Here is a 22,212-nt window from a genome sequence, read left to right as displayed (position 1 = left end):
GAAAAGTGTCGAGACTTATAACGAGAACATCCGCTAGCCGCAAGCCGGGTCGAACCGTTGTAGAATGCGCGGCCGTTGTCTTTACCGGAATCTTGAATGGATCGCCCGCGTTTTCGAGCTGTATTTTTTCATCCGCGCTTCTGGCTGTTATGGCTGGGGCTGGGTTTGCTGTGGCTGATTGTGCAGTTGCCGTACCGGGCTTTACTGGGGATTGGCCGTGCCTTGGGGGCGGGAATGTACCGGGTGGCCGGTGAACGTCGACGTATCGCCGCACGAAACCTGGAACTGTGCTTCCCGGAAAAGTCCGCTAAAGAGCGTAAACATTTGCTCAAGGAAAACTTTGCCTCCACCGGCATCGCGTTCTTTGAGATGGCCATGAGCTGGTGGTGGTCCAAGCCGCGCCTGGCGCGCCTGGCCCATGTCGAAGGGCTGGAGCACCTCAAGCAGGCGCAACTGGAAGGCAAGGGCGTGATCCTCATGGCCCTGCATTTCACCACCCTGGAAATCGGCGCCGCCTTGCTCGGGCAGAAGCACACCATCGACGGCATGTACCGCGAGCACGGCAACCCCTTGTTCGATTTCGTCCAGCGCCGTGGCCGCGAGCGGCACAACCTCGACTCCCTGGCCGTAGAGCGCGAAGACGTGCGCGGCATGCTCAAGCTGCTGCGGGCCGGTCGTGCGATCTGGTACGCACCGGACCAGGACTACGGCGCCAAGCAAAGTATCTTCGTGCCATTGTTCGGCATTCAGGCCGCCACCGTGACCGCCACCAGCAAGTTCGCCCGCCTGGGCAAGGCACTGGTGGTGCCGTTCACCCAGGAACGCCTGGCCGACGGCAGCGGTTATCGCCTGGTGATCCATCCGCCGCTGACCGACTTCCCCGGTGAAACCGACGAGATCGATTGCCTGCGCATCAACCAGTGGGTCGAAGCCTCCGTGCGCGAATGCCCCGAGCAATACCTGTGGACGCACCGCCGCTTCAAGAGCCGGCCGCCAGGTGAACCTAAACTGTATGAAAAACGCCGCCGTTGATCTGAAGTCCCCAAGCACCATGGAGTGATGCAATGCGCCCAGCTGAACCGGTCACAGGCTTGATTCTTTCCGGCGGCGGGGCGCGGGCCGCCTATCAGGTGGGGGTACTGGCGGCGATAGCCGAGCTGTTGCCGCCGGGCGCGGCCAATCCGTTTCCGGTGATCGTCGGCACCTCGGCCGGGGCGATCAATGCAGTGAGCCTGGCCAGTGGCGCCATGGACTTTACCGCCGCCATCCAGCGCCTGACCGCCTTCTGGCAGGGCTTTCGCAGCCACCTGGTGCTGCGCAGCGACTGGCCCGGGGTGATCAGCCAGGCCAGTCGATTCCTTATCCACAGCCTGCTGGGGATGGGGGCGCAGGTGCCAGTGGCGCTGCTCAACAGTTCGCCGCTGCGGGACTTGTTGCGCGACAAACTGCACCTGGAAGGCATCGCGCAGTCGATCCGCGAGAAACACCTTCATGCTGTGGCGGTGACCGCGTTCGGATACGAGTCCGGGCAAGCCGTGACCTTCTATCAGGGCGGCGGCACCATCGATGCCTGGTTGCGGCATCGGCGCATCGGCATTCCCACCCAATTGACCGTTGAACATTTGCTGGCCAGCTCGGCGATTCCGTTGCTGTTTGCGCCGGTCAAACTCGGCCAGGAATATTTTGGTGACGGGGCGGTGCGCCAGTCGGCGCCGATCAGTCCTGCGTTGCACCTGGGCGCCAGCCGCGTGCTGGTGGTGGGGGTCAGTGGCAACCCGCGCGGCAACGATCCATCGAACCCGGCGCGCACCTTCACCGGCCAGGAGCCGACGTTGGCGCAGATCGGCGGGCACATGCTCAACAGTACGTTCATCGACAGCCTGGAAAGCGATATCGAATTGCTCGAGCGCCTGAACCAGTTCAGCCATGTGTTGCCGGCCAACGCGGCGATACAAGGTTTGGCGCCAGTGGAAGTATTGGTGATCGCTCCCAGTCAGCCAATCGACGAAATCGCGGCACGTCACCGCCAGGAATTGCCGGCGGCATTGCGCCTGTTTCTGCGCGGGCCGGGGGCGACCAAAACCAGTGGCGCGGGTGTGCTCAGCTACCTGCTGTTCGAGGCGGGGTATTGCAGCGAATTGATCGAGCTGGGAAGGCGGGATGCGCTGGCCAAGCGCGAAGAGTTGCAGCGGTTCCTGGGCCTGACACCGAAGTAAATGTGGGAGCGGGCTTGTGTAGGAGCTGGCTTGCTCGCGAATGCGGTGTGTCAGTCGCCAGATGTATTGACTGACCCACCGCATTCGCGAGCAAGCCCGCTCCCACATAAACCCGATTCCACAGGGGATAGGCGGTGTGGTTAGAAGTGGTACTTCACCAACAGGCTCGCAGTGTCCTGGTTGGTCTCGAACGCGCCGCTGTCCTGGATCCCGTACTTGTTCTTCCAGTAGTCGTATTCGATACCGACATACAACTGCTTCTCGCCCCAATGCAACGCCTTGCCCAGGTCATATTTGATCTGCGGGTTGAAGTGCAGGTTGGCGTGGTAAGTGCCGCGGGCGTTCTTGTCGTTATCCACCACCCAGTCCATGAAGCCGTCGATCAGCACATTGGAGTTGCCCACCGGGATCGTGTACGACCACACCGGTGTGATCTGCCATACGCCGTCACCCGGGCGATTGCCTTCGGTCTGGCGCTGGTAGAAGTTCAGCTGGAAGTAGTCGAAACCAGGGATTGCCAGGTCGAAGCCCGGGCCGAGCAAGTACGACTCGTTGTCGCCTTCGCCGAACTCGTAAGTGAACGCCAGCAACACGTCCTTGATCGGACCGAACGACAAGTCCTTGTCGAAAATCTTGCCGAACGACAAGCGTGGGCTGAACTCACCGTAGTAAGTACTCGGGCCGACATTGCCGTCTTCCTTGCCGTTGTAAAAGATGCGGTCGAGGAAGAAGAAGTTGTCGCCGTACTTCCACGCATCGGCGTGTTCGAAGGTCACGGTTTGCTGGATCTGCGGGTTAACAGTGAAGTTCTTGCCCCACAGATAAGTCAGGCTGTTGTTCTGCCACTGCAGCAGATCACCGGCCATGGCCTGGCCCCCGGCCAGCAGGGATCCTGCCAGCATCAGGCTGTTCACGGTACGTTTCATTCGGTTGCTCCCGAGGTAAAGGTTTCTGGTTTTTTTTCTAAGCGGACGCTCTGGTGTGGCGTCTTTTGGCTTGCCGCAAAAATCGTCTGTTCGGTCAGCTTTGATGCTTTTAGCAAGAGCTGCGCCAAGGTGTTTAAAAAGCCAAAAAATCCCCGTCGGCTGTGATGAACACAGTCGAATTCGGAGAGTTTTTGCACACGTTGGCTGCGGACGTGGGGCCCGGATAAGTTGGCCTTGCAGTCAGCTTTTACATTCGCTGTTTTTTTTTGAGTCGATTTGAGCGGGCGCCGAGAATACTGACTCCCAGGCCTGTGCTCAAGTGCGCCGTTAAAGAGCGCGCGGGGCGAGAATGGGGCACGGCGCGTGGCCGGCCCCGGGTGAATGGCGTACATGGTGTGTTCCCTGATCGTTATTGTTTTTGTTGTGACGCAGGAATCAATGTGGGTGTGCGTGAGCGCTTGGGGCAGCGCGTTCGGCGCCACCCAGGATGTTGAATAACAGGTTCAGCGACAGCGCGCTGATCGTGGCCATGGCGATGCCGCTGTGAGTGATCGGGCTCATCCATAGCGGCAGCTGTGCAAAGAATTCGGGACGTACCACCGGGATCAATCCCATGCCGATACTCACCGCCACCAGCAACTGGTTACGACGGTCGGCAATGTCGGCTTCCTGGAGGATCTTGATCCCGGTGGCTGCCACCATGCCGAACATGGCAATCGCCGCGCCGCCCAGCACTGCGGGTGGAATCGACGCTACCAAAAAGGCGGCCTTGGGCAGCAGGCTCAGCACAATCAGGAACGCGCCGGCCACGATCGTCACCGAACGGCAGCGCACGCCGGTCATCTGCACCAGGCCGATGTTCTGCGCGAACGAGGAGTGGGTGAAGGTGTTGAAGAACCCGGCAAAAAACGATGCGCCGGCGTCACACAACAGGCCACGGCGGAGCATTTTCGGCGTGACTTCCTGGCCGGTGATCTTGCCCAGGGCGAGGAACATTCCGGTGGACTCGACGAAGATGATCACCACCACCAGGCACATCGACAGGATCGGCGCCAACTCGAACTTGGGCATGCCGAAATGCAGTGGCGTCACCACTTGCACCCACGGGGCGCGCGCCAGGCCGCTGAGGTCGACCATGCCGATCATCCCGCACAGCCCGTAGCCGAGGGCCATGCCGATCAGCACCGAGATATTCACCCAGAAGCCGCGCATGAAACGGTTGATCAGCAGGATGGTGGCCAGCACCAGCGCGGCAATCGCCAGGTAAATCGGTGAGCCAAACGTGGACGCCGCTGCGCCACCGCCGGCCCAATTGACCGCGACGGGAAACAGCGAAAGACCAATGGCGGTGATCACGGTACCGGTCACCAGCGGTGGAAAGAAGCGCACGACCTTGGACATGAACGGCGCGATCACCATGCCGAAAAAACCGGCGGCGATGGTCGCACCGAAGATCCCCTGCAGACCGATGCCGGGCATGCCGGCCATGGCCACCATGCTGCCGACAGCGGCGAAACTGGCGCCCATCATCACCGGCATACGAATGCCTACCGGGCCGATGCCGAAGGACTGGACCATGGTTGCGATGCCCGCCACCAGCAGGTCGGCGTTGATCAGGAAGGCGATTTCTTCACGGCTCAGGCCCGCGGCCTGGCCGATGATCAAAGGCACGGCGACGGCGCCACCGTACATCAGCAAGACGTGTTGCAGGCCTACCAGAATCAGTTGCAAGAGGGGCAGCCGCACCATGGCGGGCGCGGCAGGAGTCTGCGTTTCTAGCTGGGACATGCAACACCTCGGATCTTTTTATTGTTGTGTTGTTCGGCATTCAATTGCCGGGTGGAACTCATTCGTCAAAGCACACCGCAGATCCCATGTGGGAGCGGGCTTGCTCGCGAACGCGGTGGTTCAGTCACCTGAAGTGTTGAATGACACACCGCATTCGCGAGCAAGCCCGCTCCCACACTAGTCCTGCGTTAATCAGTCAGTTGGTACGCGCCCCCTGAGTGATCCAGGTGCCAATCAAGTCCCGTTCCTGCTGGGTCATCTGGGTGATATTGCCCAGCGGCATGATCTGGCTGGCCACGGCCTGTGCCTGGATGCGCGGGGCCATTTGCTGGATCTGCTGCGGCGTATCAAACATCACCCCGGCCGGTGCGGTGCTGAACAGCGGGCTTGTCGGTTTGGCCGAATGGCACACCGCGCAGCGCTCCTGGATCACCCCGTGGACCTTGTCAAAATCAATCGAGGCCTGGGCCGGTGCTGCTTCGGCAGGTGCCGGTGCAGGTGCCGCTGGAGCAGCCGGTTTAAGCCCGCCACCCAACGCCGTTTCCGGCAGCGGCTGGTATTCGATGGCCGCAGGAGCCTTGGCCACATCCGGTGCAGTCGCCACCGGTTTTGGGCCGGTCACGTAGGCCAGGCAAATCATCGCCAGCGCGCCCACCGGCAAGGTCCAGGCGTATTTCTGGCTGTTGTGACGGGTGTTGAAGTAGTGACGCACCAACACCGCCGCCACCGCGATACCTGCGAGGATCAGCCAGTTGTATTGGCTGCCGTAGGTGCTCGGGAAGTGGTTGCTGATCATGATGAACAGCACCGGCAAGGTGAAGTAGTTGTTGTGGCGCGAACGCAGCAAACCCTTGGCCGGCAGTGCCGGGTCGGGCGTGCGGTTTTCCGCGATGGCTGCCACCAGCGCGCGCTGGGCCGGCATGATGATGCGGAACACGTTGCCCACCATGATGGTGCCGATCACGGCGCCCACATGCAGGTACGCACCACGGCCGCTGAACACTTTGCTGAAGCCGTACGCAGCGGCAATCAACAGTACGAACAGGATCAGGCCGAGCAGGGCAGGGCGCTTGCCCAGTGCCGAGTCGCACAGAAAGGAGTAGATGAACCAGCCGGCCAGCAGCGAACCGAGGCCCAGCAACACACCTTCCGGACCGCTGAGGCTGCTGCCCGGGGCCAGCAGGTACAAGGTCGGGTTGGCGTAGAACACCACGCACAGCAGCGCGATGCCGGACATCCAGGTGAAGTAGGCTTCCCATTTGAACCAGTGCAGGTTGTCCGGCATGGTCGGCGGGGCCAGTTTGTATTTTTCCAGGTGGTAGATACCGCCACCGTGGATCGCCCACAAGTCACCGGCGAGGCCATCCTTGGGGTTGACGCGGTTGAGGTTGTTTTCCAGCCAGACGAAGTAGAACGAAGCGCCGATCCAGGCGACGCCGGTGATCATGTGAACCCAGCGCACGCTCAGGTTCAGCCATTCCATCAAATGTGCTTCCACAGTCTTTACCTCTCGCCTGTCACTCTGTCGTCGAGTGATCAGACCTTCTCTTATTGGTGGGGGGCGAGGATCAACCGCTCATCCTCTTTAAAAAAATGCTCATCGCAGTTATTGCCTGTGCCACTGCGATCAACCACCAGGAAGTCATCCCGCTTTTCGATCGTCAGCACCGGGTGGTGCCAGACGCCGCGATGGTAATTAATGCCCTGCCTGCCGTTGGTAACGAAGGCGCGGACCAAGCCCGATACAGGTTCATCGCCAAGTGGCGCGACCACGATCAGAAAGGGGTTGCCGAGCAGCGGGATGAAAGCCTGGCTGCCCAGCGGGTGTCGTTCCAGCATGCACACGGTCAGCGGCATGTCCTGCGCGTCGGCGCGGAAGATGCTGATGATCGCGTTATCTTCTGGCGTGGCGGTTTCAACCGTCGCCAGTTTATGAAAGCGCATGGTCGACCCGTTGTTGATCATGAAGTGATCGCTGCCATCGGTTTCGATAACGTCTCCGAAAGGGGCGAAGGCTTCTTTGGTCAGGGGTTCGATCATCAGTGTGCGCATGGCTGTCTTCTTAATCTTGTGTATGGATCGTTCCCACGCTCTGCGTGGGAACGCCGCCCTGGACGCTCTGCGTCCGCTCTTGTGACGCAGAGCGTCACGGTATGCATTCCCACGCAGAGCGTGGGAACGATCGGGTGTTACTTCGAGACCTTACCGAGAACCCGCAGGCGGCTCACACCACCATCCGGGAACACATTCAGACGAATGTGGGTGATCGGGCCCAGCGCCTTGATCTGCTCGGCAAACGTGTGTTCAGCGTGCATTTCCAGTTTCTGCGCCGGCAGCAGTTCGCGCCAGAACAGCGATTGGGTTTCGATCTGGCTGTCGGTGCCGCCCTTCACGAACGCGCCCTGGATCGAGCAAGTGTCCGGGTAGTTGCCCTTGAAGTGCAGGGTGTCGACCACGATCGTCTCGATCTCGCCCGGGTGGCCCAGTGCGACGATCACCCAGTCATTGCCCGGCGTACGACGACGTGCGGTTTCCCAGCCGTCGCCCATGTTGATGCCACGGCCCGGGTTGAGGATGTTGCTCATGCGCCCGAAGTGTTCATCGGAGCAGGCCAGTGCGCGGCCGCCGTTCAATGCAGCAGCCAGGTCCACCTGTTCGTTGTCGCCCACCGCCGACCAGTCGCGGAACGGAATGCCGTACACACGCAGACGGGCCACGCCACCGTCCGGGTAGATGTTGAAACGCAGGTGGCTGAAGGCCTGGTCGTTGTTGATCTCGTGGAAGTGATGGCTGTTGCCTTGCAGCTCCACAGCCGACAGCACTTCAACCCATTGGGTGTTGTTATCCGGCTCGCCGGACGCCAGGAAGCAGGCTTCCAGGGACGCCGATGGCGGGAAGTTGCCGGTGAAGAATGAAGTGTCGATGTCCACGCCTTTGATCGAACCCGGTACGCCCAGGCGGATCACGGCGCTGTCGTAGCCTTCGAAGCGCTTGCGGCGCGACTCCCAGCCGTCCATCCACTTGCCGTTGTCATCGAAAACGCCCTCCTTCCACACGGCCGGGGTCGGCTGGAACAGACGGTTGGCGTCGGCGAACCAGTCATCGGTGACAGAGATGATCTTGGTGCCCAGGCGGGCGTCGGCCAGGTTGACGAACTTTTCGAAAGGTACGGGTTGCGCTTTCATTCTTCTTGTCTGCCTTAAAGTAAGTGGCTTGGGATGCTCGCCAGGCCCTGGGCGTTCATGAACCGCTCGGGCCAGGTCTGCTAAAGGGTCAGTAATCGGAACAACGCGATTTTATTGATCTCGGCCAGCGCACATTTGAACTCGGCTTCCACCGAGTTGTGAATGCGCGTTTCAAACGCGGCAAGGATCTGGTGCCGGTTGCTGCCTTTTACCGCCATGATGAAGGGAAACTTGAACTTGGCCTTGTAGCCATCGTTCAGCTCGGTGAAGCGCGAAAACTCGTCGCTCGAGCATTGGTGAATACCGGCGCCAGCCTGTTCATTAGTGCTGGCTTCGGTCAACTGGCCCTGGACGGCCGCTTTGCCCGCCAGGTCCGGGTGAGCGTTGATCAGGGCCAGTTGGCTTGCGTGATCGGCGCTCAACAGGATGTCGCTCATGCGCTGGTGCAGGGTTTCAATCTCGTCGATCGAAGCGTCCTGGCCCAGGTCGAAGGCCTTTTCGGCCACCCATGGCGAATGTTCGTAGATGTCGGCGAAGGCTTTGACGAATTCGTCGCGGCTCAGGGTCGACGGTTTCAGGGTTTGGAACGCGGTCATTTGGCGGCTCCCTGGAAAGGGTGTACGTCATGCCAGTGACGGGCGATGTCGACGCGGCGGGTGAACCACACCTGATCATGGCCCTTGGCGTATTCGATAAACCGCTTGAGGGCGGCCAGGCGCGCCGGGCGGCCGATCAGGCGGCAGTGCAAGCCGATGGAGAGCATTTTCGGTGCGTCCGCGCCTTCGGCATACAGCACGTCGAAGGCGTCTTTCAGGTATTCGAAAAAGTCGTCGCCCTTGTTGAAACCCTGGACCTGGGTGAAACGCATGTCATTGGTGTCCAGGGTGTAGGGGATCACCAGGTGCGGCTTGCCGGTCGGGTTGTTGGGTTCCCAGTACGGCAGGTCGTCGTCATAGGTGTCGCAGTCATAGAGGAAACCGCCTTCCTCCATCACCAGCCGCCGGGTGTTGGGGCCGGTGCGGCCGGTGTACCAGCCCAGTGGGCGCTCGCCGGTGAGTTCGGTGAGGATGCGGATCGCTTCGAGCATGTGCTCGCGTTCCTGGGCCTCATCCATGTATTGGTAGTCGATCCAGCGGTAGCCGTGGCTGCAGATCTCGTGGCCGGCGGCGACCATCGCGCGGATCACATCCGGGTGGCGCTGGGCGGCCATGGCCACGGCGAAGATGGTCAGCGGGATATCGAATTCCTTGAACAACTTGAGGATGCGCCACACGCCGGCCCGGCTGCCGTATTCGTACAGCGATTCCATGCTCATGTTGCGCTCGCCTTGCAGCGGTTGCGCCGAGACCATCTCGGACAGGAAGGCTTCCGACTCTTTGTCGCCGTGCAGGATGTTGCGCTCACCACCTTCTTCGTAGTTGAGTACGAACGACAGGGCGATACGGGCCTTGCCCGGCCAGTGTGGGTGAGGAGGGTTACTGCCGTAACCGATCAGGTCGCGTGGGTAGTCAGCGCTCACTGCAGTCTTCCTTCTTGTTCGTGGTAGCGGTGTGTGTGGCGGCCGGGCAGCGGAAAGACTGGGTGGCGTCACAACGATGACTGATTGTATACAACTTAGTGTGCACTTTGTAAGCCTGTATTTCTGCATTTTTTCCGCAGGGTCTTTGCAGAATAGCACTGCAAGAAACCTGCCTGACTGGTCAGCTAAATTGAAAAAAACCTCATTCACTGTAGGAGCGAGCTTGCTCGCGAAAAACCTGAGAGCGCCTCGTTAACCCTGAAGCGCTGCGTTATCGTTAACGATCTTCGCGAGCAAGCTCGCTCCTACAGTATCGGCGTCAGCAACGGAACGCAGGCTTGTTGAATTTATTGTGTACAATTTTTTTGAAAAGTGTCTTAATCAGCCATCGCCGGCTTTTTCAGTGACCTGAAAAGGTGCGGTCTTTCACTTTTACTGACTTCGGGAGGCGCGCAGACGCTATGGGACGTTTGACCACACACGTATTGGACGCCGCGCATGGCTGCCCTGGCAGCGCAATCAAGGTTGAGTTGTACCGTGTCGAGGGCGCACAGCTTGAGCTGGTTGCCAGCACCCTGACCAACAGCGACGGCCGCTGCGATGCACCCCTGCTGCAAGGCGATGACTACCGCAGCGGTGTCTATCAGTTGCAGTTCAGCGCCGGTGATTACTACCGCGCCCGCGGTGTGCAACTGCCCGAACCTGCATTTCTCGATGTGGTGGTGCTGCGCTTCGGCATCAGCGCCGAACAGGATCACTACCACGTGCCTTTGCTGATTTCGCCTTACAGCTACTCCACCTATCGCGGTAGCTGAGTCGTCACCGCGCTTCACACCCCCAAAGCTCTTCGTTGGTTTTTCGCCCGCTCACACTGCGGGCTTTTTTTCGCCTGCTGATTGCACCATAAAGGCGGCCCCGATCTTCAGTGCGATCGGGGCTGGATCTTCAGCGGCTCAATAGCGACGCAGCGCCGGCGCCTGTGAACAAGCCCGCACTGATCCGGTTGAACCAGCTCTGGCCCCTGCCGCTGCGCAGGTAGCGCGCGGCACCATGGGCGCCGAGGCCGTAGGCCAGTTTGCACAGCAGGTCGAGCACGGTCCAGGTGGCGATCATGATCAGCAACTGCGGCAAAAAGGCCTGCTGGGCACTGAGGAATTGCGGCAGGAAGGCGGCGAAAAACAGGATGTCCTTCGGGTTGCTGGCGCCCAGCACAAAGGCCCGGCCAAACAGCGCACGAAAACGCGGGGTGGCGGCCACTTGCGGTACGTCGGCGACGTGGGCCGGTTGCCGGGATTGCTGCCAGCTCTGCCAGGCGAGGTAGAACAGGTACAGCGCGCCGACGATCTTCAGGGCGCTGAACAGCTGTTCCGATGCCAGCAACAACGCACCCAAACCCAGCGCCGAGGCGCTCAGCAGGCAGATGGAAGCAATCACCCCGCCGAGAAAGGCCGGGTACGAACGGCGCAGGCCGTAGTTCAGGCTGTTGCTGATCATCAGCAAGGACAGGGGGCCGGGGATCAGGATCACCACCAGCGCAGCGCCGCTGAACAGCAGCCAGGTTTCCAGACTCATTGCATTCCTCCATTCGTACAAAAGCCCCACCCGACGGGGTGAGGCAGGGTCAAGCGGGTTGGCCTACAGGAACGCGAACTTGGCGATGAAGATCGCGCAAAGCACCCACAGGCTGATGGAAATTTCCTTGCGTTTACCCGTGCCGGCCTTCAGCGCCACGTAGGTGATGAAACCCAGGGCGATGCCGTCGGCCACCGAGAAGGTCAGGGGCATCATGATGGCCGTGACGATCGCCGGAATGCTGTCGGTGGCGTCGTCCCAATTGATATGGGCCATGCCGCTCATCATCAGCATCGCCACATAGATCAACGCGCCGGCGGTGGCATAGGCCGGAATCATGCCAGCCAGCGGGGCAAAAAACATCGCTGCGATAAACAACACGCCAACCGTAACCGCCGTCAGCCCGGTGCGGCCACCAGCGGCAACCCCGGCGGCGCTTTCCACGTAACTGGTGACTGGCGGCACGCCGACCATGGCGCCGAACACGCTGGAGGCGCTGTCGGCTTTCAGGGCGCGGGAGAGGTTTTCGATCTTGCCGTCGGCATTCACCAGGCCTGCACGCTGGGCCACGCCCATCAAGGTGCCGGCGGTGTCGAACATGTGCACAAACAGGAAGGCGAACACCACGCTGATCATGCTGACGTTGAACACGCCCATCACGTCCATGGCCATCCAGGTCGGCGCCAGGCTTGGCGGGGTGGCCAGGATGCCGTGGTACTCCACCAGGCCCAGGCCCCAACCGGCGAGGGTCACGGCGATGATGCTGATCAGGATCGCGCCGAATACCCGGTGGTAGCTGAGGATCGCAATCAACAGGAAGCAGATGGCCGCCAGCAATGGGGCGGGTTCATGCAGGGAGCCGAGCTTGATCAGGGTGGCCGGGCTTTGCACGATGATGCCGGCGGTTTTCAGGCCGATCACCCCGAGAAACAATCCGACGCCGGCGCCCATGGCATGGCGCAGGCTCACCGGAATGCTGTTGAGCAGCCACTCGCGAATGCGTGAGAGCGTCAGGATCATGAACAACACACCGGAGATAAACACCGCACCCAGTGCCGTCTCCCAGTTGTAGCCCATGGTCCCGACCACGGTGTAGGTGAAAAACGCGTTCAGGCCCATGCCCGGCGCCAGGCCTACTGGCCAGTTGGCGTACAGGCCCATCAGCAGGCAACCCAGCGCGGCGGCGATGCAGGTGGCGACAAACGCCGCGCCGTGATCGATGCCGGCGTCGGCCATGATGTTGGGGTTGACGAAGATGATGTAGGCCATGGTGATAAAGGTCGTGAGGCCAGCGATCAGCTCGGTCTTCACTGTGGTGCCATGCAAGCGCAGTTTGAACAGGCGTTCCAGCCAACCGTTGTGGGTTGGCGAGAGGTCGAGCGTAGGGGCTTCGGATTTGCGGCTTTCCACAGCAAGTACTCCTCAAGAGTTTTATTGTTATTTCCAGCGCCGGACACATGAGTGGGCAGCAGCGCTTTGAGGTACCAGCGGGTTTTGTTGACCAATAGGTCAGGAACTCGCACGAAGCGAATTATGCTTTTGTATACAAATAAAGCAAATAATGTTTTCTATTTTGTGTGCGAAAGGGGATGAAAGGCAATTCAGGATTGGCCACTGAGTGCCTTGTTTACCGCCAGCCAGCCTTCTACCGCCGTCTCGCCTGCCTCGGCAAACGCCCGTTGCAGCAGCTTTACCTGTTCGCGCCGCAGCGATTGTTCGAAACGCCGGCCTTCCTCGGTCAACTCCAGCAGGCGCTTACGCTTGTCGGTCTCGGACGCCACGCTGTCCACCAGGTGCATTTCCTGCAGTTGGCGCAACGGCATGTTCAGCGCCTGTTTGCTTACGCCGAGCAGTTCCAGCAGCTCCTTGACGCTCAAGGCCGGGTAGCGCGCGATAAAAAACACGATGCGTTGATGCACCCGGCTCAAGCCGCGGCGCTCCAGCATTTCGTCAGCCTTGGCGGTGAACGCCTGGTAGCCGAAGAAGAAGGCTTCCATGGCGGTTTGCTGGCTGGTCTGGTTTTTAAGGTCAAGCATATTGACGTATCTGCCCAAGTCGTCGTAATTTCGGTCAAGCAGTTTGACGTATTTTCCCCAGGCTTTGCTACCGGTGACCCTTATGGCCTTCTCAGAACGTGTTTCGCGTCTTAAAAGCTCCCTGATCCGTGAAATCCTCGCGGCGGCGCAAAAGCCGCAGGTGATGTCCTTCGCCGGTGGCCTGCCGGCCGAAGTGATGCTGCCCACGCTGGATTGGGAAGGCATGCCGCTGAATATCGGCCAATACGGCATGAGCGAAGGCGAGCCACAGTTGCGTGAATTGCTGGCGGCCGAGGCGCGGGTGCTGGGTATTGCCTGCGATGCGCGCCAGGTCATGGTGGTCAGCGGCTCCCAGCAAACCCTGGACCTGGCGGCCAAGCTGTACATCGACAAGGGCACCAAAATCCTCCTGGAAGGCCCGACTTACCTTGCGGCATTGCAGATTTTCCAACTGTTCGGCGCCGATTGCCTGACCGTACAGCTTGAGGCGGACGGTCCGGACCTCAGAGCCTTGCGCAGCAGCCTTGAGCAGCATCGCCCGTCCTTCGTCTACCTGATCCCGACGTTCCAGAACCCTTCGGCGGTGCGCTACAGCGATGCCAAGCGCGAGGCCGTCGCCGCGTTGCTGGACGAGTTTGGCGTAACCCTGATCGAAGACGAACCCTACCGCGAACTGACCTTCGACGGCGGCAGCGCACAACCCATCGTCAGTCGGCTGAAAAAGGCCAGCTGGATCTACACCGGCACCGTATCCAAGACCTTGTTGCCCGGCCTGCGGGTCGGCTACCTGATCGCCAGTCCGGACCTGTTCCCGCACCTGCTCAAACTCAAGCAATCAGCCGACCTGCATACCAACCGCGTTGGCCAGTGGCAGGCGATGCAATGGATCGGCACCGAGAAATACCAGCATCACCTGGTAGAGTTGCGCAGCTTTTACCGGGGCCGGCGCGACGCTTTCCAGGCTGCACTGGCGCGGCATTTCAGCGACCTGGCCGACTGGCAAATACCCCAGGGCGGATTATTCTTCTGGCTGACCTTGAAACAGCCGCTCGATACCCGCACCTTGTTGGCACCTGCGCTCGACCAGGACATCGCGTTCATGCCCGGTGAACCGTTCTTTTCCGAGCCGGACAATCATCACGGTCACCTGCGGCTCAATTTCAGCCATATCGACCCGGCGCGCTTGGACGAAGGTCTCAAGCGTCTCGCTGCGGTGGTCCGTCAAGCACAGCACGCGCAAGCGGCATAGGGGAGCCTCCATGTACAAGGTCTACGGCGATTACAAATCGGGCAACTGCTACAAAGTCAAACTCATGCTCAGCCTGTTGGGCATCGACTATGAGTGGATCGATGTCGACATCCTGAAGGGCGACACCCAGACCGCGGAGTTCCTGGCCAAGAACCCCAACGGCAAGATCCCGGTGCTGGAGCTGGAAGACGGCACCTGCCTGTGGGAGTCCAATGCGATTCTCAACTTCCTGGCCGATGGCAGCGAGTTCCTGCCCAGCGAACCGCGCCTGCGCACCCAGGTTCTGCAGTGGCAGTTTTTCGAGCAGTACAGCCACGAGCCATACATCGCGGTGGCGCGGTTTATCCAGTTTTACCTGGGGCTGCCGGAAGATCGCCTGGAGGAATACAAGAAGCTGCACAAGGGCGGATACAAGGCCCTGAAGGTGATGGAGCGCCAGTTGCAGTTGACGCCGTATCTGGTGGGCGACCAATTCTCGATTGCCGACGTGGCGCTGTATGCCTACACCCATGTGGCGGATGAAGGTGGCTTTGACCTGAGCGCCTATCCAGGCGTGCAGGCGTGGTTGAAGCGCGTGGCCAGCCATCCCAAGCATGTGCCGATGCTGGGCTGAAATGCGGTCAAAAATGTGGGAGCGGGCTTGCTCGCGAAAGCGGTGGATCAGCCAACCTATGCATTGGCTGACACACCGCCTTCGCGAGCAAGCCCGCTCCCACATTTAGTTTTGCGGTGCGCTAGGTAATTCTTCACTGAGCAACTCAAAACAGCGCTGCGCCGCTGGGCTCAACGGCTGTCCACTGCGACTGATCAACCCGATCTCCCGGTTCACCCCCGGATGATCAATGGTAATCCGCTTCAACCCCTCCAGACTGTCCGCCGCCGATTCCGGCAACACACTGATCCCCAAGCCCTGCCGCACCAACGCCAACACGGTCGACATGTAGTTGGCCTCCATCCCCGCGAGCATCGTTAGGCGTGTTTCATCGAACAACGCGTCCACCTGTTCCCGCACGCTGCTGTCGCGGCCGGTGAGGATGATCGGCTGGTCGGCCAGTTGCTCCAGGCTCAACTTTGCAAAACGAGTCAGCGGATGATCCAGCGGCACGAACGCACATAACCGATCATTCAGCACCGGCACAAACGCCAACCCGTGGCTCAGCCGCGCCCGCACACCAATACCGAAATCCACCTCGCCCGAACGCACTTGCGCATGAATGCGGTGAGCAACCAGGTCATGCAAGCGCACCTCGATCCCGGCAAAACGTTCGCGAAACAGGCGCAGGGCGGGAGGCAACGCGCCGGCGCACACGGAGGGCAGGGCGGCGATGGTCACCACGCCTCGTCGTAGCGCTGCCAGGTCACGGGAGCCGGTGACGATGTTGTCCAGGTCCAGCAACAGCTTCTCCATCGGCCCGCGTGCATCCAGCCCGGCGGCGGTGATGCTGACGTGGCGCGGGCTGCGGTCGAGCAGCGCGACGCCCAGCCATTCCTCCAGTTGTTGCACCTGCACGGTCAGCGCCGAGGGCGACAAATGCAGTTCGTTGGCGGCCTTGGTAAAGCTGCCCGTGCGGGCAACGGCGAGAAACGCCTGGATATGCTGGATCGAATTTTTCATTTTTATTTTGCTCGAGCGTTTTGTTTTTTCGAATGTGGAGTGCCGAATATTCCAATTTACAAAGCCTAACGCGATTCCAATACTCCAGGGAAAACAATAACCGGCCGAAAACGCCGTTCTGGAGCTACCCCATGCTCGCTACCCTGGGTGTCATCACCATCCTGTGCCTGCTTACTGCCGTCATGAGCAAACGCCTGTCGCCACTGGTGGCCCTGATCGCCTTGCCGATCATCGCCGCGCTGCTGGGCGGTTTCGGCCTGCAAACCAGCGCCTTCATCATCACCGGCATCAAGAACGTCGCCCCCGTGGTGGGGATGTTTGTGTTTGCGATCCTGTTCTTCGGGATCATGACCGATGCCGGCATGCTGGATCCAATCATTGATCGCATCCTGCGCACGGTAGGGACGCGTCCTACAAGGATTGTCGTCGGTACCGCGACCCTGGCCCTGCTGGTGCACCTCGACGGCTCCGGCGCGGTGACCTTCCTGGTGACGGTGCCGGCGATGCTGCCGCTGTACACGCGGCTGGGAATTGATAAACGCATCCTCGCGTGTGTGGCGGCGATGGCGGCCGGGGTCAACTTCCTGCCGTGGACCGGCCCGGTACTGCGTTCCTCGGCGGCGCTGCACGTGCCGGTGGCGGACTTGTTCCAGCCGCTGATCCCGGTGCAGATCGTCGGCCTGGTCTTTGTATTCGCCTGCGCCTGGTGGCTGGGCCACCGGGAAGAAAAACGCCTGGGCCTGGGCGCTGGTTCCAGCGTGGACGCCGTGCCGCAACGGGTGCTCAGCGACGATGACATTGCCCTGCGTCGCCCGCGGCTGTTCTGGGTCAACCTGGTCCTGACGGTACTGGTGATGGTGGTGATGATCGCCGGTTGGGTCGACCCGGTGGTGATGTTCATGCTCGGCACGGTGGTGGCGCTGTGCATCAACTACCCGAACGTCGACGCCCAGCGCGCGCGGATCGACGCCCACGCAAAAACCGCCCTGACCATGGCCAGCATCCTGCTCGCCGCCGGTGTGTTCACCGGCATCATGCAAGGCACCGGCATGCTCAAGGCCATCGCCGAAGTGGCGGTGGCGCAGATTCCGGCGGGCCACGGCAAGTTGATCCCGGCGGTGGTGGGCTTCCTGTCGATGCCGCTGAGCATGCTGTTTGACCCGGATTCCTACTACTTCGGCGTGATGCCGGTGATCGCCGAAGTCGGCAAGGCCTTGGGCGTCGACCCGCTGCAAGTGGCCCAGGCCTCGTTGCTGGGCGTGCACACCACCGGCTTTCCGGTCAGCCCGTTGACGCCGGCGACCTTCCTGTTGGTGGGCCTGTGCAAGATCGAATTGGCCGATCACCAGCGCTTCACCATCCCCTTTCTGTTTGCCGCGTCGGTGTTGATGACCCTGACGGCTTTGCTCCTGGGAGTGATTTGAAATGAAAACCTTGCGCATCGGTTCCGGTGCCGGCTACTCCGGCGACCGTATCGAACCTGCGGTGGAATTGGCCGAACAGGGCGACCTGGATTACCTGGTCTTCGAATGCCTGGCCGAACGCACCATCGCCCTGGCGCAACAGGCGCGGATCAGCGATCCACAAGGCGGTTACGACCCGCTGTTGAGTGAGCGCATGCGCCGCGTGCTGCCCTTTGTCGGCCAGCCCGACGGGCGCCGACGCCTGCGGGTAATCACCAATATGGGCGCGGCCAATCCGGTGGCGGCGGCGGTTGAAGTGCGGCGGATTGCCAGTGAATTGGGGCTTAACCTCAAGGTGCTGGCGGTGGTTGGCGACGACGTGCTTGAGACCTTGCGTGCCCAGCCGGAGCAGTTGCTCGACAACGGTCAGACCCTTGGCTCGTTGGGCGAGCGATTGATTTCCGCGAACGCCTATTTGGGCGCCGACGGCATTATCGACGCCTTGCGCGCCGAGGCCGACGTGGTGATCACCGGCCGGGTCGCAGACCCTTCGCTGTTCCTGGCGCCGCAGATGTTCGAATTCGGCTGGGCTGCGGATGATTGGCAACGGCTGGGGCGCGGCACGCTGGTGGGGCATTTACTGGAATGTGCGGGGCAGGTCAGCGGTGGCTACTTTGCCGATCCGGGTTTCAAGGACGTGGACGATCTGGCACGCCTGGGCTTTCCACTGGCCGAGATTGACCCAGACGGCGAGGCCTTGATCACCAAGGTCGCAGGTTCCGGTGGGCGGGTCAGCCGTGCCACGTGCACCGAACAATTGATCTACGAAGTGCACGACCCGGCGGCCTACCTCACACCGGACGTGTGCGCGGATTTTTCCCAGGTGGCGTTTACCGAAGAAGCCGTGGACCGGGTGCGTGCCCACTGCGCGAGCGGACGGCCACGTCCCGAAGCGTTGAAAGTCAGCGTCGGTTATCTGGACGGCTGGATCGGTGAGGGGCAGATTTCCTACGGTGGCCCGGGCGCGGTCGCTCGTGCGCAACTGGCTCGCGATGTGGTCCTGAAACGCTTGGAGTTGACCGGCGTGCGCATGCAGGACGTGCGTGCCGAATTGATCGGCGTCGACTCCCTGCACGGCCCGCGCAGCACGGTTGAACCGTGGGAAGTGCGCCTGCGCATCGCCGCCCGCTGCGCAGAACGCAGCGAGGCGGTGCGTGTCGGCAATGAAGTGGAAACCCTCTACACCAACGGCCCTTCCGGCGGCGGTGGCGCCAGCAAGAGCCTGCGCCAGGTGGTGGCGGTGGCATCGTTGCTGCTGCCTCGTCACGCGGTCAACCCGAGGATCGAAGCATGAAGCTGCACACCCTGGCCCACTCCCGAACGGGAGACAAGGGCGACACCTCGAACATCTCGATCATCGCGTATCGGGCCGAGGACTATCCGCTGCTCTGCGAGCAACTCACGGCTGAGGTGGTGGCGGCATTTTTTGCGCCGTTGCTGGAGGCGGGAGCTGCACCGGTGCGGCGTTATGAACTGCCCAATGTGCAGGCACTGAACTTCGTGTTGCCGGGGATCCTGCGAGGCGGGGTGACGCGGTCGCTGGCGCTGGACGCCCATGGCAAGTGCCTGGGCTCAGCATTGCTGGATCTTGAATTGGCAATACCAAACTAATGTGGGAGCAAGCCCGCTCCCACACTGGATCCTCGCTGTTTGTCAGACCGCCGCAAACCGCTTGTCGAGGTAATCGATGATCACCTTGGAGTCGTACATCCAGGTGGTCTGGCCGTTCTCTTCGATGCGCAGGCATGGCACCTTGATCTTGCCGCCTTGCTCCAGCAGGGTCTGGCGGTCCTGCTCGTTGTTCTTCGCATCCTTCAAGGCCACCGGCACGTTCAGGCGGTGCAGGGTGCGGCGGGTCTTCACGCAGAACGGGCAGGCGTGGAATTGATACAGGGTCAGGTCCTTGGCCGCTGCGTTCACCTGCGCCTGTTGTTCGGCAGGGCGCTGCTTTTTGCGCGGACGGGTCAGGAAGTCGCCGGCGATGATGACGTGGCCGAGGCCCACTCGAAGTGCTTTGACGAACATGGCTGAAACCTCTTGCCCTAGACTTAAGGGGGCGCAGCTTACCTGATTTTTCACAGGCGAAAAAAACCGGCGATGAACGCCGGTTTTTCCAGGTGCCGCGTATTACTTGATCAGGCTGAGAAACTCGCTGCGGGTCGCCGCGTTTTCGCGGAACTCACCCAGCATCACCGACGTGATCATCGACGAATTCTGCTTCTCCACACCGCGCATCATCATGCACATGTGCTTGGCCTCGATCACCACTGCAACGCCCAGGGCGCCGGTGACCTGCTGGACCGCATCGGCGATCTGGCGGCTGAGGTTTTCCTGGATCTGCAGGCGGCGGGCATACATATCGACGATACGCGCGACCTTCGACAGGCCCAGCACTTTGCCGCTCGGGATATACGCGACGTGAGCCTTGCCGATGAACGGCAGCAGGTGGTGTTCGCACAGCGAGTACAACTCGATGTCCTTGACCAGCACCATTTCGCTGTTGTCAGAGCTGAACAAGGCACCGTTGGTGACTTCTTCGAGGGTCTGTTCATAACCGCGGCAGAGATACTGCATGGCCTTGGCGGCACGTTTTGGCGTGTCGAGCAGGCCCTCGCGGGAAACGTCCTCGCCGAGTTGGCCGAGAATCGCGGTGTAATTCTGTTCCAGGGACATGAAACTACCTAGTGGGATTTTCGCAAAGGGCAAGGGTACGGCGGCCAACACATCGCTGCAAGCCTGACGATGGCACTTGTTACTCGTCGCGGCCTTCCATCATGGTGCGCTTGAGCATCACATACACCGCGCCAGCGCCGCCGTGACGTGGCTGGCATGAGGTAAAACCCAGCACCTGGGAGTGCTGGCGCAACCAGGTGTTGACGTGGCTTTTGATCATCGGCCGCTTGCCGTCCAGGCGCACGGCCTTGCCGTGGGTGACGCGCACGCAGCGGATTTCGAATTTGGTGGCTTCGGCGAGGAACGCCCAGAGGGTTTCGCGGGCTTTTTCGACGGTCATGCCGTGCAGGTCGAGACTACCCTCGAACGGGATCTGGCCGACCTTGAGCTTGCGCATCTGGCTTTCCTGCACGCCGTCGCGGGCCCACATCAACTCGTCTTCGGGACCTACATCGATAACGAATTGATCCGACAGGCCGTCCACGGTGGTGGCGTCCGTGCGCACGGTCGCGGCCTGGCGCAGCTTGGCGATCTGGGCGCGATCGGTCTTGGGTTTGCCGGTGTCGGCGCGATCATGCTTGATCGGCTTGACGCCGCGCAGCTCGTTCTTGAATAGGGAAAAATCGTCGTCTTGCATGTCAGCCTCCGCGAAGGGCGGGCAGTTTACCTAATCGCGGCGGCTTGATGCGCAACAAACGCTATCTGTGCGCCATCAGTCGTGCTTTTTCATCAGGTGCGAAGCGATGTTCAGTGACAGCGGTTGGCGCATGCGCCGACGGCAACGGCGCCACAGCCATACGCCGAACCACAGCACCAGCAGGCCGATGACCAAGAGTATTGCAGAACCGCCAGGGCTGGCATTCAGCTCGCCCAGGGCCGGTGAGTGTCCAACCAAACCAGCGCCGCCAGCAATTGCCAGTAGTACGCCACCTATCGCCAACAGCGCGGCAAAGCCGGCGCCGATGCGCAGACGCCAGTTGCTCGGGCCCTTGGGGCGCAAGCGACGAGCATCAAAACCATCGGATATCTTCATTCCGACCTTTCCTCCAGGGTATCGGCCCTTCGACCGGAAGATACACAGGTTGTTCCGGGTACAGAGGCAATTGCAGCAAATGACAGGTATTTGCGGATGAGCGGGCGGCTACCCGCTCATCGAAGGTCGATCAGATCAGATCTTTGGTCAAGGCGAGGGTGGCGAAGTTGTCAGCCATGATGGCCATTTCAGTCTGCTGCACGTGGTCGGCGCTGAGGATGCCGCCCTTGTAAGGCAGGTCGCGGGTGGCGCAGGCGTCTTCCACCAGGGTGCAGCGAAAGCCCAGGTTTTTTGCCGCACGCACCGTGGTGCTGACGCTGGAGTGGCTCATGAAGCCGCAGACGATCAGGTCCAGGGAACCGAGGTCTTGCAGGTGTTTCTCCAGGCCGGTGCCGTGGAAGGCGCTGGGCAGCAGCTTGCCGATGATGGTTTCGTCGGCCTGTGGCTCAAGGCCAGGAATGAACTCACCGCGCTCGCCCTGAGGGTCAAACAACCCGCCGACAGTGCCCAGGTGGCGCACATGCACGATCGGGCGCCCGGCGTTGCGCGCGGCAGCCGCCAGTTGCTTGATATTTTCGACAGCAGCGTCCATGCCCGAGAGGGCGAGGGGACCACTGAGGTATTCCTTCTGGGCGTCGATGATCACGAGGGTCGCATGGTTCAGGTTCGCCGCTGCGTAACCACGACCGCTGAGTTGAAACATCGTCTTTGGAACGGACATTCTGGGGCTCCTGTGAGTGGGGCTTTTGTGACATTGTCCTCTGGCTGAGCGCTTCTGTGAATCGCTACCATCGTAAGGTACGCCGTTGTTGGCGTGCAGCGATGTCAATAGGGCACTACGTTTAGGCAAAAACCACGTTTAAGATGAAATCCGACGTGCGGCAAAGGGTTTTTTCGTACATCGTCGGTACAGCTTAAGACTGTTAGAATCGCCGGT

General features: G+C 60.9%; 25 protein-coding genes. 8 read left to right on the top strand and 17 right to left on the bottom strand.

The window, feature by feature from the left end:
* Positions 1-96 precede the first annotated feature (96 nt).
* Positions 97-1,032 carry a lipid A biosynthesis lauroyl acyltransferase gene (locus tag HX801_RS12105; RefSeq protein WP_003209101.1) on the top strand — a complete coding sequence of 312 codons (936 nt, stop codon included), beginning with the start codon at positions 97-99 and terminating at the stop codon, positions 1,030-1,032.
* 32 nt (positions 1,033-1,064) lie between these two features.
* Complete coding sequence (locus tag HX801_RS12100) at positions 1,065-2,216, top strand: patatin-like phospholipase family protein (RefSeq protein ID WP_177022159.1); 1,152 nt, start codon at positions 1,065-1,067, stop codon at positions 2,214-2,216.
* Positions 2,217-2,356: 140 nt separating this feature from the next.
* Here the strand turns inward: HX801_RS12100 and HX801_RS12095 are convergent, their stop codons facing one another.
* From HX801_RS12095 to puuE, 8 genes are all read right to left on the bottom strand, one after another.
* Positions 2,357-3,142: an outer membrane protein OmpK gene (locus HX801_RS12095; RefSeq protein WP_003209104.1), complete on the bottom strand. Its 786-nt coding sequence runs from the start codon at positions 3,140-3,142 to the stop codon at positions 2,357-2,359.
* A complete protein-coding gene (locus tag HX801_RS12090; protein WP_177009495.1) occupies positions 3,139-3,534 on the bottom strand; it encodes a hypothetical protein in 396 nt (131 codons plus the stop codon). Before HX801_RS12090 ends, HX801_RS12095 begins: the two co-directional genes overlap by 4 nt.
* Before the next feature lie 43 nt (positions 3,535-3,577).
* On the bottom strand, positions 3,578-4,930 hold the full coding sequence (locus tag HX801_RS12085) for a nucleobase:cation symporter-2 family protein (RefSeq protein WP_087694784.1): 1,353 nt from the start codon (positions 4,928-4,930) through the stop codon (positions 3,578-3,580).
* A 196-nt stretch (positions 4,931-5,126) separates the two neighbouring features.
* Positions 5,127-6,428: a urate hydroxylase PuuD gene (locus HX801_RS12080; protein WP_087694785.1), complete on the bottom strand. Its 1,302-nt coding sequence runs from the start codon at positions 6,426-6,428 to the stop codon at positions 5,127-5,129.
* A 50-nt stretch (positions 6,429-6,478) separates the two neighbouring features.
* Positions 6,479-6,982, bottom strand: a complete 504-nt coding sequence (locus tag HX801_RS12075) for an ureidoglycolate lyase (RefSeq protein WP_003209110.1) — start codon at positions 6,980-6,982, stop codon at positions 6,479-6,481.
* A gap of 137 nt (positions 6,983-7,119) precedes the next feature.
* Entirely contained in the window at positions 7,120-8,115 is a 996-nt protein-coding gene (gene alc / locus HX801_RS12070) for an allantoicase (RefSeq protein ID WP_177022158.1), read from the bottom strand.
* Positions 8,116-8,195: 80 nt separating this feature from the next.
* A complete protein-coding gene (uraD, locus tag HX801_RS12065; RefSeq protein ID WP_102368455.1) occupies positions 8,196-8,711 on the bottom strand; it encodes a 2-oxo-4-hydroxy-4-carboxy-5-ureidoimidazoline decarboxylase in 516 nt (171 codons plus the stop codon).
* Positions 8,708-9,634 (bottom strand): allantoinase PuuE, encoded by a 927-nt coding sequence (gene puuE, locus HX801_RS12060; RefSeq protein WP_008432189.1) that lies wholly within the window; start codon positions 9,632-9,634, stop codon positions 8,708-8,710. Before puuE ends, uraD begins: the two co-directional genes overlap by 4 nt.
* A gap of 461 nt (positions 9,635-10,095) precedes the next feature.
* On the opposite strand from puuE, the gene uraH reads away from it, so the two are divergent.
* Positions 10,096-10,449 carry a hydroxyisourate hydrolase gene (gene uraH, locus HX801_RS12055; protein ID WP_003209117.1) on the top strand — a complete coding sequence of 118 codons (354 nt, stop codon included), beginning with the start codon at positions 10,096-10,098 and terminating at the stop codon, positions 10,447-10,449.
* A gap of 130 nt (positions 10,450-10,579) precedes the next feature.
* On the opposite strand, the gene HX801_RS12050 is transcribed toward uraH, so the two are convergent.
* From HX801_RS12050 to HX801_RS12040, 3 genes are all read right to left on the bottom strand, one after another.
* Positions 10,580-11,206 carry a LysE family translocator gene (locus HX801_RS12050; protein WP_008432192.1) on the bottom strand — a complete coding sequence of 209 codons (627 nt, stop codon included), beginning with the start codon at positions 11,204-11,206 and terminating at the stop codon, positions 10,580-10,582.
* Positions 11,207-11,269: 63 nt separating this feature from the next.
* Positions 11,270-12,616, bottom strand: a complete 1,347-nt coding sequence (locus HX801_RS12045) for an NCS2 family permease (protein ID WP_177022157.1) — start codon at positions 12,614-12,616, stop codon at positions 11,270-11,272.
* Positions 12,617-12,807: 191 nt separating this feature from the next.
* Positions 12,808-13,242, bottom strand: a complete 435-nt coding sequence (locus HX801_RS12040; RefSeq protein ID WP_003212841.1) for a MarR family winged helix-turn-helix transcriptional regulator — start codon at positions 13,240-13,242, stop codon at positions 12,808-12,810.
* An 82-nt stretch (positions 13,243-13,324) separates the two neighbouring features.
* Here HX801_RS12040 and HX801_RS12035 point away from each other — a divergent pair, with 82 nt between their 5' ends.
* Positions 13,325-14,491, top strand: coding sequence for a PLP-dependent aminotransferase family protein (locus tag HX801_RS12035; RefSeq protein WP_003212839.1), 1,167 nt, complete (start codon positions 13,325-13,327; stop codon positions 14,489-14,491).
* Positions 14,492-14,501: 10 nt separating this feature from the next.
* Positions 14,502-15,104: a glutathione S-transferase family protein gene (locus HX801_RS12030; protein ID WP_008432197.1), complete on the top strand. Its 603-nt coding sequence runs from the start codon at positions 14,502-14,504 to the stop codon at positions 15,102-15,104.
* A gap of 105 nt (positions 15,105-15,209) precedes the next feature.
* Here the strand turns inward: HX801_RS12030 and HX801_RS12025 are convergent, their stop codons facing one another.
* Positions 15,210-16,106, bottom strand: a complete 897-nt coding sequence (locus tag HX801_RS12025; protein ID WP_177022156.1) for a LysR family transcriptional regulator — start codon at positions 16,104-16,106, stop codon at positions 15,210-15,212.
* 131 nt (positions 16,107-16,237) lie between these two features.
* Between HX801_RS12025 and HX801_RS12020 the strand changes: the two genes are divergently transcribed.
* Genes HX801_RS12020 through HX801_RS12010 form a run of 3 tightly spaced genes read left to right on the top strand, consistent with a single transcriptional unit; the run spans position 16,238 to position 19,180 of the window.
* On the top strand, positions 16,238-17,530 hold the full coding sequence (locus tag HX801_RS12020) for a CitMHS family transporter (RefSeq protein WP_003213142.1): 1,293 nt from the start codon (positions 16,238-16,240) through the stop codon (positions 17,528-17,530).
* A 1-nt stretch (position 17,531) separates the two neighbouring features.
* Positions 17,532-18,863, top strand: a complete 1,332-nt coding sequence (locus tag HX801_RS12015; RefSeq protein ID WP_177022155.1) for an acyclic terpene utilization AtuA family protein — start codon at positions 17,532-17,534, stop codon at positions 18,861-18,863.
* Positions 18,860-19,180, top strand: coding sequence for a hypothetical protein (locus tag HX801_RS12010; protein ID WP_087694789.1), 321 nt, complete (start codon positions 18,860-18,862; stop codon positions 19,178-19,180). The genes HX801_RS12015 and HX801_RS12010 overlap by 4 nt, the downstream gene beginning before the upstream one ends.
* A gap of 42 nt (positions 19,181-19,222) precedes the next feature.
* On the opposite strand, the gene HX801_RS12005 is transcribed toward HX801_RS12010, so the two are convergent.
* From HX801_RS12005 to HX801_RS11985, 5 genes are all read right to left on the bottom strand, one after another.
* Positions 19,223-19,594: a glutathione S-transferase N-terminal domain-containing protein gene (locus tag HX801_RS12005; RefSeq protein ID WP_063031984.1), complete on the bottom strand. Its 372-nt coding sequence runs from the start codon at positions 19,592-19,594 to the stop codon at positions 19,223-19,225.
* 102 nt (positions 19,595-19,696) lie between these two features.
* Positions 19,697-20,242 (bottom strand): GTP cyclohydrolase I FolE, encoded by a 546-nt coding sequence (folE, locus tag HX801_RS12000; RefSeq protein WP_003204506.1) that lies wholly within the window; start codon positions 20,240-20,242, stop codon positions 19,697-19,699.
* A 79-nt stretch (positions 20,243-20,321) separates the two neighbouring features.
* A complete protein-coding gene (locus HX801_RS11995; protein ID WP_003213135.1) occupies positions 20,322-20,879 on the bottom strand; it encodes a Smr/MutS family protein in 558 nt (185 codons plus the stop codon).
* A 75-nt stretch (positions 20,880-20,954) separates the two neighbouring features.
* Entirely contained in the window at positions 20,955-21,275 is a 321-nt protein-coding gene (locus HX801_RS11990; RefSeq protein ID WP_003213133.1) for a hypothetical protein, read from the bottom strand.
* 130 nt (positions 21,276-21,405) lie between these two features.
* A complete protein-coding gene (locus HX801_RS11985) occupies positions 21,406-21,996 on the bottom strand; it encodes a cysteine hydrolase family protein (RefSeq protein WP_008433198.1) in 591 nt (196 codons plus the stop codon).
* Positions 21,997-22,212 lie beyond the last annotated feature (216 nt).

It is taken from the genome of Pseudomonas sp. G1002 (assembly GCF_013385455.1).
GTDB lineage: Bacteria > Pseudomonadota > Gammaproteobacteria > Pseudomonadales > Pseudomonadaceae > Aquipseudomonas.
This window is presented reverse-complemented; position numbering and strand designations above follow the sequence as displayed.

Bases quoted from the DNA above. Each gene is read 5' to 3' on its own strand.
- HX801_RS12030 (WP_008432197.1), top strand. From the start codon at position 14,502: ATGTACAAGGTCTACGGCGATTACAAATCGGGCAACTGCTACAAAGTC.
- HX801_RS12105 (WP_003209101.1), top strand. From the start codon at position 97: ATGGATCGCCCGCGTTTTCGAGCTGTATTTTTTCATCCGCGCTTCTGG.
- HX801_RS12005 (WP_063031984.1), bottom strand. From the start codon at position 19,594: ATGTTCGTCAAAGCACTTCGAGTGGGCCTCGGCCACGTCATCATCGCC.
- HX801_RS12020 (WP_003213142.1), top strand. From the start codon at position 16,238: ATGCTCGCTACCCTGGGTGTCATCACCATCCTGTGCCTGCTTACTGCC.
- HX801_RS12010 (WP_087694789.1), top strand. From the start codon at position 18,860: ATGAAGCTGCACACCCTGGCCCACTCCCGAACGGGAGACAAGGGCGAC.
- HX801_RS12025 (WP_177022156.1), bottom strand. From the start codon at position 16,106: ATGAAAAATTCGATCCAGCATATCCAGGCGTTTCTCGCCGTTGCCCGC.
- HX801_RS12090 (WP_177009495.1), bottom strand. From the start codon at position 3,534: ATGTACGCCATTCACCCGGGGCCGGCCACGCGCCGTGCCCCATTCTCG.
- alc (WP_177022158.1), bottom strand. From the start codon at position 8,115: ATGAAAGCGCAACCCGTACCTTTCGAAAAGTTCGTCAACCTGGCCGAC.
- HX801_RS11990 (WP_003213133.1), bottom strand. From the start codon at position 21,275: ATGAAGATATCCGATGGTTTTGATGCTCGTCGCTTGCGCCCCAAGGGC.
- HX801_RS12015 (WP_177022155.1), top strand. From the start codon at position 17,532: ATGAAAACCTTGCGCATCGGTTCCGGTGCCGGCTACTCCGGCGACCGT.
- HX801_RS12040 (WP_003212841.1), bottom strand. From the start codon at position 13,242: ATGCTTGACCTTAAAAACCAGACCAGCCAGCAAACCGCCATGGAAGCC.
- HX801_RS12100 (WP_177022159.1), top strand. From the start codon at position 1,065: ATGCGCCCAGCTGAACCGGTCACAGGCTTGATTCTTTCCGGCGGCGGG.
- uraH (WP_003209117.1), top strand. From the start codon at position 10,096: ATGGGACGTTTGACCACACACGTATTGGACGCCGCGCATGGCTGCCCT.
- folE (WP_003204506.1), bottom strand. From the start codon at position 20,242: ATGTCCCTGGAACAGAATTACACCGCGATTCTCGGCCAACTCGGCGAG.
- HX801_RS12075 (WP_003209110.1), bottom strand. From the start codon at position 6,982: ATGCGCACACTGATGATCGAACCCCTGACCAAAGAAGCCTTCGCCCCT.
- HX801_RS12095 (WP_003209104.1), bottom strand. From the start codon at position 3,142: ATGAAACGTACCGTGAACAGCCTGATGCTGGCAGGATCCCTGCTGGCC.
- uraD (WP_102368455.1), bottom strand. From the start codon at position 8,711: ATGACCGCGTTCCAAACCCTGAAACCGTCGACCCTGAGCCGCGACGAA.
- HX801_RS12085 (WP_087694784.1), bottom strand. From the start codon at position 4,930: ATGTCCCAGCTAGAAACGCAGACTCCTGCCGCGCCCGCCATGGTGCGG.
- HX801_RS12050 (WP_008432192.1), bottom strand. From the start codon at position 11,206: ATGAGTCTGGAAACCTGGCTGCTGTTCAGCGGCGCTGCGCTGGTGGTG.
- HX801_RS12035 (WP_003212839.1), top strand. From the start codon at position 13,325: ATGGCCTTCTCAGAACGTGTTTCGCGTCTTAAAAGCTCCCTGATCCGT.
- HX801_RS11995 (WP_003213135.1), bottom strand. From the start codon at position 20,879: ATGCAAGACGACGATTTTTCCCTATTCAAGAACGAGCTGCGCGGCGTC.
- HX801_RS11985 (WP_008433198.1), bottom strand. From the start codon at position 21,996: ATGTCCGTTCCAAAGACGATGTTTCAACTCAGCGGTCGTGGTTACGCA.